Annotated in this window: 8 protein-coding genes; 1 reads left to right on the top strand and 7 read right to left on the bottom strand. The window is 67.3% G+C overall.

Annotation, left to right across the window (positions count from 1 at the left end; genetic code table 11):
* Window positions 1-9 precede the first annotated feature (9 nt).
* From U873_RS0114935 to U873_RS0114965, 7 genes are all read right to left on the bottom strand, one after another.
* A complete protein-coding gene (locus U873_RS0114935) occupies window positions 10-1,800 on the bottom strand; it encodes an ABC transporter ATP-binding protein (protein WP_025129027.1) in 1,791 nt (596 codons plus the stop codon).
* Window positions 1,797-2,642 carry an ABC transporter permease gene (locus U873_RS0114940; protein WP_025129028.1) on the bottom strand — a complete coding sequence of 282 codons (846 nt, stop codon included), beginning with the start codon at window positions 2,640-2,642 and terminating at the stop codon, window positions 1,797-1,799. The genes U873_RS0114935 and U873_RS0114940 overlap by 4 nt, the downstream gene beginning before the upstream one ends.
* Window positions 2,643-2,665: 23 nt before the next feature.
* On the bottom strand, window positions 2,666-3,727 hold the full coding sequence (locus U873_RS0114945; protein ID WP_025129029.1) for an ABC transporter permease: 1,062 nt from the start codon (window positions 3,725-3,727) through the stop codon (window positions 2,666-2,668).
* Entirely contained in the window at window positions 3,720-5,291 is a 1,572-nt protein-coding gene (locus U873_RS0114950) for an ABC transporter substrate-binding protein (RefSeq protein WP_025129030.1), read from the bottom strand. Before U873_RS0114950 ends, U873_RS0114945 begins: the two co-directional genes overlap by 8 nt.
* 10 nt (window positions 5,292-5,301) lie before the next feature.
* Window positions 5,302-6,501: an LLM class flavin-dependent oxidoreductase gene (locus tag U873_RS0114955; RefSeq protein ID WP_025129031.1), complete on the bottom strand. Its 1,200-nt coding sequence runs from the start codon at window positions 6,499-6,501 to the stop codon at window positions 5,302-5,304.
* 159 nt (window positions 6,502-6,660) lie between these two features.
* Complete coding sequence (locus tag U873_RS0114960) at window positions 6,661-7,392, bottom strand: class II aldolase/adducin family protein (protein WP_025129032.1); 732 nt, start codon at window positions 7,390-7,392, stop codon at window positions 6,661-6,663.
* 15 nt (window positions 7,393-7,407) lie between these two features.
* Window positions 7,408-8,463: an ABC transporter substrate-binding protein gene (locus U873_RS0114965; RefSeq protein ID WP_025129033.1), complete on the bottom strand. Its 1,056-nt coding sequence runs from the start codon at window positions 8,461-8,463 to the stop codon at window positions 7,408-7,410.
* 756 nt (window positions 8,464-9,219) lie between these two features.
* Between U873_RS0114965 and U873_RS0114975 the strand changes: the two genes are divergently transcribed.
* On the top strand, window positions 9,220-10,467 hold the full coding sequence (locus U873_RS0114975; protein ID WP_025129034.1) for an acyl-CoA dehydrogenase family protein: 1,248 nt from the start codon (window positions 9,220-9,222) through the stop codon (window positions 10,465-10,467).
* The last annotated feature ends 231 nt before the right edge of the window (window positions 10,468-10,698 follow it).

A 10,698-nucleotide genomic window follows, 5' to 3' on the forward strand; every position in this document is an offset into this window, starting at 1 on the left:
AGATGTCGTTCACCCCCCAAGCCGCGGCGAGTTCTCCAGCAGGGTCCGGGTATAGGCATGTTCGGGCCGGCCCAGCACCTGATCCACCGTGCCCTGCTCCACCACCCGTCCCTGCTTGAGCACCAGCACTCGATCGGCAATGGCGCGCACCACGCCCAGGTCATGGGTGACGAACAGCAGGGTCAGGCCCTCTTCCTGCAGTTGCCGCAACAACGCCAGGATCGAGGCCTGCACCGACACATCCAGGGCCGAGGTCACTTCATCGCAGATCAGCAGTTTCGGTTCGCACACCAGCGCCCGGGCAATCGCCACCCGCTGGCGTTCGCCCCCCGACAGGCTGTGGGGATACTGGTCCGCCAGGGCCGGCGACAGCGACACTCGCTGCAACACCGCGTCCACTCGGGCCCGGGCCTCGGCGCCCTGGATGCCGAAGAAATGCTCCAGGGGCGCACTCAGGGTCTGGTACAGCGTGTGCCGCGGGTTCAGCGCCCGGTACGGGTTCTGGAAGATGTACTGGATCTGGTGCCGCAGGCCTTTCTCGCGCTGGCGCGCCGACAGGCTCAGGGGCCGGCCGGCATAGCGCACCCGGCCTTGGGCGTTGTCGCCCAGTCCCGCCAGGGCCCGGGCCAGGCTGGTCTTGCCGGAACCGGACGCGCCCACCAGGGCCAGGCACTCTCCAGGCGCCACCTGCAGTGACACATCAAAGAGCACCTGGCGGTCGTAGGCCAGGTTCAGGTCTTCGACCTCCAGCAAGGGCACCAGCCCGGCTCCGGGCGCCAGCTGCAGCGCGGGCCCGGGTACAGGCTCCGGCAGTGCCTGGCGATGGGGATCGACGCAGGCCACCTGGACCTCAGGGGCAAGGGCGCGCAATGGCGGTTCGAGCACGCTGCATTGCGGGCCGCGACGCGGGCACCGGGGGGCGAAGGCACAACCCCGGGGGCGCTGTCCCGGCGCCGGAGCCTGCCCGGGGATCGCCAGCAATGGCCGGCGCTGGCCGACGTCGGGAATCGCCGCCAGCAAGCCCCGGGTATAGGGATGGGCCGGCTGGCGAAACAGCGCCTCGCGGGATGCGCTTTCGACGATCCGCCCGGCATACATCACCAGCACCCGGTCCACCAGGTCCTTGATCACCGCCAGGTCATGGGAGACGTAGATCGCCGCCACGCCCTGGCTTTTGCACAGCTGGCGCAGGGTCGCGAGGATGTGCGCCTGGGTGGTCACATCCAGGGCCGTGGTCGGTTCGTCCAGGACAATCAGCCTGGGCCGCAGGACAAAGGCCAGGGCCAGCATCACCCGTTGCTGCTGGCCACCGGACAGCTGATGGGGAAAGCGCCGGAGGAACTCGGGGTCTGCCGGCAGCCCGACATTCTCCAGGGTTTCGACGATCCGCTGCTGCTGCGCGCCCCGTGCCAGGTGCTGCTGATGCACGGCCAGGGTTTCGCGCAGCAGGCTGCCGATGCGCAGGGACGGATTCAAGGCGGTGGCCGGGTCCTGGGCGACGTAGCCGATCAGGCTGCCCCGGGCCCGGCGCAAGGCCTGGCCCGAGAGCTCCAGCAACGATTGACCGGCCACTTCGACCCGGCCGTCGACGATGCGCGCGCCCTGGCGGGCATGGGCCAACAGCGCCGTGGCCAGGGTGGTCTTGCCCGATCCGGACTCCCCCACCAGGCCGAGGATCTCCCCGGTGGCGACGTTGAAGGACACCCCCGATAGCACATCCACCTCGGGCGCCAGCTCCACCCGCAGGTCGTCGACCTGCAGCACCCGCACGTCCCGGGCAATTTCCGCGACCGCGTTCATGGGCGCTTCTCCCCGATCCGCGACTGACTGCGCCCAATGCCCTCAGCAAGGATGTTGGTGCCATAGGCGAATATCCCGATCAGCAGCGCCGGGGCCAGTACCGCCCAGGGTTGGACCAGCAGTCCGGCCTGGTTTTCATTGATCATCAGCCCCCAGTCGGCGGCGGGCGGCGCCACGCCATACCCCAGGAAGCTCAGGCCCGAGAGCATGCCCACGCCCCAGGTCAGCATGTTACCGAAATGCACCAGCAAGGGCGTGAGGATGTTGGGCAGGATCTCCCGGGACACAATCCGCCACTGCGAATACCCCATCATCTGCGCCGCCTCGACGAACTCCTGGCCGGCCACCGCCACCGCGCTGCCCCGGGCCAGGCGCACCACCCCGGGGGTGAAGGCGATGGCCACGGTGAGCACGATCAACCAGGGCGCACGCCCGAGCATGGAGACGATCAGCAGCACCAGGATCAGGTCGGGAAAGGCCAGGGACACATCCGCCAACCAGCTGATCAACTGGTCCAGGCGGCGCCGCGACAGGCCTGCCAGCAACCCCAGGGTGCCCCCCAGCAGCAAGGCGATGGACGCCGCCGCCAGGGACATCCACAGCACCGACAGGCCACCGCTGAGCAGGCGCGACAGCACGTCATGGCCGAGAAAGTCATAGCCGAGCCAGGCTCCGGCAGCGGGCGCACCGTAGACCGGGCCGAGCATCTCGGTGCTGCCCCGGGGCGCGAGCCAGGGGCCAAACAACGCCAGCAGCACCACCAGCAAGGTGATCAGGGCGCCCTTGCGGGTTTGCGGTTCGGCCAGCCACAGGCGCCAGCGGGTCGTACGGAAATCACTCATGGATCAGTTCTCATGCCGCAGGTTCAGGGGGCCTTGGGCGCCGAGCGGCGCCACCAGGGCTGGATGCCGCGCCGGTTGCGGCGGATCAGGCCGACCCGCCTCGCGGTGCGCAGTTTCGGGGTGAGCAATACCGTGGCCAGGTCCGCCAGCAGGTTGATCAGCACCACCCCCAGGGTGATCACCAGCACGATGGCCTGGATCATCGGCAAATCGCGCATCTGGATCGCCGAGTTCAGCGAGGTGCCGATGCCCGGGTAGCTGAACACCACTTCCGCCAGCAGGGCCCCGCCAATCAGCGTGCGCAGGGTCAGGGCCAGGCCCTGGATGGCCGGCACCAGGGCATTGGGCAAGGTGTGGCGCCAGACGATGCGCCACTGCGGGATGCCCCGTAGCCGCGCGGCAATCACATAGTCGGACTCCAGGGCCTCGATCATCGCCGCACGCAGCATGCGCGTCAGGTAGGGCAAGGCCGACAGCGCCAGGGCCAGCGCCGGCAGCACCAGGAACTGCAACTGCCGCCACAGCGGCAACTGCGGGTCGAGGATCGACACCGCCGGCAGCAGGTCCATGTGGGGCATGGAGAACAGCAGCACTAGGCCAATGGCCAGGAGAAACCCCGGCGTCGCCTTGAGAAAGATCAGCAGCGACAGGCTCCAGCGATCCAGGCGGCTGTCCCGGCGCAGGGCCAGGGCCACCCCCAGGCCCAGGGCTACGGGCACCACCAGGGCCATGACCCCGGCCAGCAGCGCCAGGGTGTAGCCCAGCCGGGCAAAGAGCACCTCGGCCACGGGGGCATTGGAATCCAGGGACTGGCCCAGGTCACCGGTCAGGGTCTGCCCCAGCCAGTGCCGGTATTGCTCCAGCAGCGGCCGGTCCAGCCCCAGCTGGCGTTGCAGGGTGAGGATGCTGTCCAGGGGCGCATCCGGGCCGAGGATCACCCGCGCCGGGTCCGAGGGCAGTGCCTGGGTGGCGACGAACACCACCAGGCTGATGACCCAGGCGGTGAGCAGGCCATAGCCCAGGCGACCGATGAACCAGGACAGCCAGGCTGGGGTTCTGGAGGCTTTTGCGCAGGGTTCAGACATGGTTCAACCACAACTCGTCGAAGCGCCAGGAGGCGAAGGTGGTCTGTTCCGGCGTCAGGCCGCCGACCCGCACCGAGGCGGCGTCCAGCACATCGTTGAAGCCCCAGATCAACAGCCCGCCACGTTGGTGCTGGATGGCCTGGGCCTGATGCACCAGGGGTTTGCGCAATTCCAGGTCGGGCTGGGCCAGGGCCTGTCGGTAGAGCTCGGTGAAACGCGGATCGTGGAAATTACTGCGGTTGTAGATGGCCTGGGGCGCGTCGTTGTGCAACGCCGAGGCAAGAAAGCCCCGTGCCGGGGTCGACCCGGGCGACAGCAGCCAGTTTTCCCGCTGGGGCCCGTTGAACACCGAGCCGTCGACCTGGGTCACCTTGATCTGCACCCCGGCTTTCTTCGCCTGCTGGGCGAACACCAGGGCCGCATTGACACCAGCACCCGGGGTGCTGGTCAGCTCTACCCGCAAGTCGCTCTGCCCGGCCTGGCGCAACAGCGAGCGGGCCTGCTCCAGGTCATAGGGGCGCTGGGCAATGCCGTGGTTGTAGGTCGGGTCGTGGGGCGAATACAGGTCATTGGCGATCCGCCCGAAACCGTTGAGGCCGCGATCCACCAGTTCCTGGCGGTCGGCCAGCAGGCGAAACGCCTGGCGTACCCGCTCGTCCTGGAACGGTGCCTTGGCCAGGTTGAGGTTGAAGCCGGTGAACGAGGTGCTCGGCGAGGCATAGAACCTGAGCCGCGGATCGGCCTTGAACAGCGCGCCGTGCTCGGCCTGGACCCCACTGGCCACATCGATCTGCCCGGCTCGCAGGGCGGCGGCCCGGGACACCTGGTCCTTGAACTCGATGATTTCCAGCTCGTCGGCATAGGGCTGCCCCGGCTTGTAGTAGTTCTCGAAACGGCTGTACAGCGAACGCTGGCCGGGAATGAAGCGCTTGAGCCGGTAAGGGCCGGCGCCCACCGGGTTGGTCTGCGGGTGGTAGTCGGTGGGCACGATGCCGCCGAAGCTGATCAGGGTCTCGTCCAGGGGAAAGAAGCTCTGGCCCTGCTTGAAACGGATCTCGATGGTGCGCTCGTCCAGCTTGCGCAAGGCCTGGCGGTCAATGGCCCCCACCAGCCCGGCGAAGGGTGACGCCAGTTGCGGGTCGGTCAGACGCAGGATGGAAAACAGCATGTCGTCGGCGCCGATGCTCTTGCCGTGGTGAAACTCCAGCCCCGGCTTGATGCGGATGGTCCAGGCGCTGGCATCGGCATTGGGTTCAGCGAACTCCGCCAGGGCCAGGCGGGTGCTGACGTCCGGGTTCCACTCCCAGAACTTGCTGTACAGCGCCCAGCCACGAATGATCCCGCCGCCCACGGGTTTATGGGCATCGAGGTTGCCGGACTGGTCGCCATCGATGATCCCTACCCGCAGGCGTCCGCCGCGCACCGGCGTGCTGGACGCCAGCGCCGCAGCGCTTAGCGCCGCGCCACTGTCGCAGCCGCCGAGCAGGCTGGTGCCCAGCAACAGGCCGCCACCCACGGCCAGGGAATTGCCGAGAAACTCCCGGCGGGAAAACACCTCGCTCATGGCTCGCTCCTCAGGCCTGCTCGCTGGCAACCGCCGGCTCTCGGGCCGGCGCAGTGGCCCCCAGGCGCGGTACTTCGAAACCGTGATCCAGGTCCAGCAGCGGGAACAGCAGGTCTGCCACCCGATGGGCTTCGTCGATCAGCGGAAAGCCCGAAAGAATGAAGGCCGAAGTGCCCTGCTCCTCGTATTCGCGAATACGTTCGGCCACCTGCTCGGCACTGCCCACCAGGTAGGTGCCTGCAGCCGGACCGAGGATGTTGAAGCCGAACAGACTCGGGCCCAGCCAGACATTGGGGTAGATCTCCAGGTCCCGGGCCCTGGGCAGGCGCCCGGCACGGATGGCCTCGACATTGCGCTGGATCTGCGGATCGTCGCTGTGGAAGCTGTCCAGGGTTTCTCCCGGCGGCAACTGGCGCTCGATGGAGGCCCGGGCGGTCTGCAACGAGGTGCGCTGCAGCAGCTTCTCGGCGTGGGCCCAGGCCTCCTCCGCGGTTTCCCGGACAATGATCTGCAGGCGCGTGCCAAAGCTCAGCTCGCGGCCGATCTTCGCCGCTTCGGCGGCCACCTTGCGAAACTTCTCGCCAAGCTTCGGCGGGGTGTTGGCAAAGCTCAGGTACACATCCAGCAACTGCACTGAATGCGCCACTCCCGGGCCGGAAGTGCCGGCACCCCACAGCGGGATTCCGGGGCGCTGCCTTGGTGCGTGCCAGCCGCCCAGGGGATGGCTGGCCGCAGCCGGCGAGCGCGGCGCCAGCCTGACGTAGCGACCGTCGTAGCCGGCGGTATCGCCGGCGTAGAAGCCCTGAAAGGCCCGCCAGTACTCCAGGCTGAAGTCATAACGTTCATCGTGGGGATAGTGCACCCCGAGGGTGGCCAACCCGGCGTCGCTGCCGTTGACCACATTGAACAGCAAGCGACCGTTGGAGAACTGATCGAAGGTCAGCGCCCACTTGGCCAGCACCGCCGGTGACAACTCCCCCGGATGCTGGGCCACCAGAAAGCGCAGGCGCTGGGTGGCATCGATCAACGCCGCCGAGACGGCCAGGCTTTCATTGGGGCTCGAGCCCAGCAGCGAGCCGTAGTAACCCAGGCGATCACTGGCCACCGCCAGTTGCTTGAGGTGTTGAAAATCAGTGTTCCAGCGCCCTTCCGGCTCCCAGGGATAGGGGCCATCGGGGGTGGTGAGGTACCAGAGAATCTTGACGGCCATGTGCCTGTTCCTTGAATGATTGAACGCCTTTGGCAGCATTCGGGCGTTGTCCTGGCGTTGCCCTGGCGAACGCTTTCGCTGGCAAGCCAGCTCCTACAGCAGTCAGATAGATCCCGTAGGGACCCGACCCGGTGCGGCGCGACTCGGTGGGGCGTCAGGTCAATTGCGCCGGTCGATGGCCGGCACCAGGCCCAGTTCGCTGGCACGCTCGTAGAGGCCGCTCATCTTCCATTGCTGGGTCAAGACCCCCGGCCCATAAGGACGGGAGCCGCCCAAGGCGTCGGCCAGCAGTTGCAGTTGCGCGCCCTCTTCCAGCAGCAGGATGAATTCCGCCGTGGCCCGCAAGCCTTGCTTGCCCCATACGGTGGAGCCGCCATTGGCTTCGAGAATCGCCAGGTTGAAGGGGTTCTGGGCAATGCTGTCGAGGATGAAGTCCACCTCGGGCTGGCGCCGGTCGATGTACACCGGCAGCTCCCGGGCCAGCTGGTAACGCTGCACCGGCACGTAGTGGAACGGCAGGCTCCGGTGGGTCTGGGCCCAGGCCCCCAGGTACGGCGAATGCACGTGGGACACGGTGGTGATGTCGGGGTGTTGCTGGAACAGCTTGGTGTAGCGCCCCAGGCCGCCCTTGCCCTGGCCGAGGATGACCTTGCCGGCAAAGTCGCTGACCGTGGCCTGCAACGGCTTGTGGTAGTTCCACGGGCCGCCGTAGTTCACCGACACCAGCAGTTCCTGGCCCGGCACCCGTTCGATGAAGCCCACGGTGCCGTTGGCGGTGATGGTCCGGGTTTCGCGGAACACGGTGAACGCCTGTTCGGCCTCCAGCAGCACCTGGTCGATAAAGGCCTGCAGTTCCTGGGTAATGGGTGTTTCGTTGATCAATACGGTCATGGCGATTCTCCGGGTTCAGGCGCGGCGCTTGGCCAGCAGTTCGTGGGCGGCGAGCAATGGGCGTGGATCGACCCAATCGGCAATGGCGAAATCCCGTTCCAGGAAGCCGTGCCGGTAGAGGAAGTTTTTCTGGATATCGAGAAACTTAAGACGCTGGGGCGACAGGTCCGGCGCCAGGGTGGTGTGGAAATCGCCGCGGTAGGCCTCATTCACGCCGGCACTGCCGGCACGGGTTTCCTCTTCCAGGATGGCGTTCAGCGCCGGGCGGTTGTGCGCCGCCCAATCGGCGGCGCGCAGGGTCTGGGCGAGAAAGCGCACCACCAGGTCGAAGTGGTTGTCCAGCAGGCTCTGGTGCACGGTGATCGGCCGCGGCGTGCCGTTGTTGATGCGGTAGCGCGGCTCGGCGATCAGGTCCAGGTCGATGCCCACCACCAGCCCCAGGCGCCGAGCGGCATCGGCGGCCGCCGCGCCCTTGACGTAGACCGCATCCACCTCGCCGCGCGCCAGGTAGTCCAGGCCGGACCACAGGCGCTGCAAACCTTCCTGGGGGTTGGCTGCCCGCTCCTGGTCCTGCAGCGCCACTTCCACCAGTTCGACATCATCGAAGCTCAGGCCCGCCAGGCTCAGGGCGCCCTTGTAGCCGTGCAGGCTCATGGCCCGGGCAATGCTCCCCGGACGATTCTCGCCCCAGGCCGGCAAGGCCAGGCGCTTGCCCTTGAGGTCCTCGGGGCGGCGGATGCCGGAATCCGGGCGCACCAGCAGGGTCTGCCATTCCTCGATCCAGGTCAGGCCGATCAACCGGCTCGGCGAACCGGCGGCGCGGGCGGCCAGGGCCGGGACATTGCCGCCCTCGCGAAACAGCCCGGGCAGTTGGTGATCGTAGTGGTGATGGCCCAGTTGCCGGGCTTCCTGCAGGGTCGCCACCGGCAGGCCGTCGGCGGCGAACTCCTCGCTGAGCCAGCCCAGCTTGTAGGCGATTCCGGACGCGGTGGGCACCGGGCAACGGGTGAACCAGATCTGCTCCAGTTCGGGCTGGGCAGTGGATAGGGGTAAAGAGGCAGCAAGCGTCATGGACCGGTTCCTGTGCAATGGCGGTTGCCGGAGCCATTGCAGCGCCCGTGCCAACCGGGCAAGGCCGCGGATTACGGGGCCTGCGCCGCTGCTGGCGAAATCGACGCGAGGCCGACTGCTGCCCGGCCAGCAGCATTGCGCGGCGACTGCTGCTGTTGGAGCAACGGGCCGACGGGCATTGCTGCTGGAGCAGCAACACCTGCTTTGGCCGCGCCTGATCAACCGCCCGAGGGCCTTGTTGCACAAGGCCTGCAACGGATTTTTCGCCTGCTGAAAAGGCCCTGGCGCAGAACTTGCTCAAGCCCCTCACAACACCTGCTGCAAGGGTTGGCGGGCCAGCGAAGGCGTTGCCAGGACTGGTGCAAGGCTCAAGGACCTCTTCGCCGGCAAGCCGGCTCCTACGGATCAGGCCGATACACACGCCCCCTGTAGGAGCTGGCTTGCCAGCGAAGGCGTTGCCAGGACTGGTGCAAGGCTCAAGGGCCCCTTCGCCGGCAAGCCGGCTCCTACGGACCAGGCCGATACACACGCCCCTGTAGGAGCTGGCTTGCCAGCGAAGGCGTCGCCAGGACTGGCGCAAGGCTCAAGGGCCTCTTCGCCGGCAAGCCGGCTCCTACGGATCAGGCCGATACACACGCCCCTGTAGGAGCTGGCTTGCCAGCGAAGGCGTCGCCAGGACTGGCGCAAGGCTCAAGGGCCCCTTCGCCGGCAAGCCGGCTCCTGCGGTGGATCGATTCCTTTGATAGAGGTAGACACATGAGTAGCGTACAAACCCTTAGCATCGCGCCGGTACGCGTCCTGCGCAGCGAGGCCGAGGCCATCGCCGCCGCCCGGGAAATCGCCACGCAAATCGCCGCCATCGCCGCCGATCCCCAGGCCAATGGCCAGTTGCCCCGGCGCCAGGCCGAGCTGCTGTCCACCAGCGGCCTGACCGCCATCGGTGTACCCAGAGCCTTTGGCGGCCTGGGGGCCTCGGTGGCCACCATCGTCGAGGCGGTGCGCCTGATCTCGGTGGCCGATGGCGGCGTCGGCCAGTTGCTGCAGATCCACAACGTGATGCTGCGGGGCATCTTCAATGGCTACCCGGATGCCGTACGCGATCGGCTGATCAGCGATGTGCTGGCCGGCAAGCGCTTTGGCAACGCCCTGGCGGAAGTCGGCGGCAAGAACAAGTTCGCCCTCAAGACCCGCATCGAACGTCGCGCCGACGGCAAGCTGATCCTCAATGGCAGCAAGTTCTACTCCACCGGCGCCTACCTGGCCGAGTGGATTTCCCTGACCGCCGCCAGTGAGGACGGCGGTGCCGGAGTGCTGCTCAACCGCAACACCCCGGGCCTGACCCTGGTGGACGACTGGCACGCCTTCGGCCAGCAGAACTCGGTCAGCGGCACGGTGATTTTCGACAACATCGAACTGGACGAAGACTTCGTCTCGCCGCGCAAGGGCCCGATGAAGCGCACCGGCCTGACCTTCCCGCAGATCCTCCATGCGGCCATCGACACCGGGATCGCCGCCGGCGCCCTGGGAGCGGCGGTGGACTACCTGAAACAGCACGCCCGGCCCTGGGTCGAGAGCGGCGTCGACCACGCCAGCGAAGAGCCGCACATCATCAAGCAGATCGGCGAATACGCCGTGGCCCTGCGCGCCGCCGAATCCTTGCTGCGCGACGCTGCCAGGGTGTTCGACGAACACGAGCAGGACCCGGACAACAAGGAACTGCAGGACCAGTTGATCCTGTCCGTGGCCACCGCTCGGGCCCTCTCCGACAGTGCCTCGCTGAAGATCTCCAGCGACATCTTCTCCCTGCTGGGGGCCAGCTCCTCCCTGAGCAAATGGAACCTCGACCGTTTCTGGCGCAACGCCCGGGTGCACACCACCCACGACCCGATCCGCTGGCGTCTGCACCACGTTGGCAACTACTACCTCAACGGCGTCGACCCGGGCGAATACACCGCCATCCTCAATGCCAAGGAGCAACAGGGAGCGACCCGCCCGACCCCATAACCCAACCACCGCCGCCCCCCGCGTAGGAGCTGGCTTGCCAGCGAAGGCGCCTGCAAGAGCGATGCAAGGCCCGAGGGCCTCTTCGCCGGAGAGCCGGCTCCTACAGGGACTGCGGGATCCATCTGACTGCTGTAGGAGCTGGCTTGCCAGCGAAAGCGTCTGCAAGAGCGATGCAAGGCTCAAGGGCCTCTTCGCCGGCAAGCCGGCTCCTACGGGGACTGCGGGATCTAT

It is taken from the genome of Pseudomonas sp. PH1b (assembly GCF_000633395.1).
Lineage (GTDB): Bacteria > Pseudomonadota > Gammaproteobacteria > Pseudomonadales > Pseudomonadaceae > Aquipseudomonas.

What these genes read in the sequence shown, in the direction of transcription:
- U873_RS0114935 (WP_025129027.1), bottom strand. Translation starts at nt 1,800, where the DNA reads ATGAACGCGGTCGCGGAAATTGCCCGGGACGTGCGGGTGCTGCAGGTC.
- U873_RS0114940 (WP_025129028.1), bottom strand. Translation starts at nt 2,642, where the DNA reads ATGAGTGATTTCCGTACGACCCGCTGGCGCCTGTGGCTGGCCGAACCG.
- U873_RS0114945 (WP_025129029.1), bottom strand. Translation starts at nt 3,727, where the DNA reads ATGTCTGAACCCTGCGCAAAAGCCTCCAGAACCCCAGCCTGGCTGTCC.
- U873_RS0114950 (WP_025129030.1), bottom strand. Translation starts at nt 5,291, where the DNA reads ATGAGCGAGGTGTTTTCCCGCCGGGAGTTTCTCGGCAATTCCCTGGCC.
- U873_RS0114955 (WP_025129031.1), bottom strand. Translation starts at nt 6,501, where the DNA reads ATGGCCGTCAAGATTCTCTGGTACCTCACCACCCCCGATGGCCCCTAT.
- U873_RS0114960 (WP_025129032.1), bottom strand. Translation starts at nt 7,392, where the DNA reads ATGACCGTATTGATCAACGAAACACCCATTACCCAGGAACTGCAGGCC.
- U873_RS0114965 (WP_025129033.1), bottom strand. Translation starts at nt 8,463, where the DNA reads ATGACGCTTGCTGCCTCTTTACCCCTATCCACTGCCCAGCCCGAACTG.
- U873_RS0114975 (WP_025129034.1), top strand. Translation starts at nt 9,220, where the DNA reads ATGAGTAGCGTACAAACCCTTAGCATCGCGCCGGTACGCGTCCTGCGC.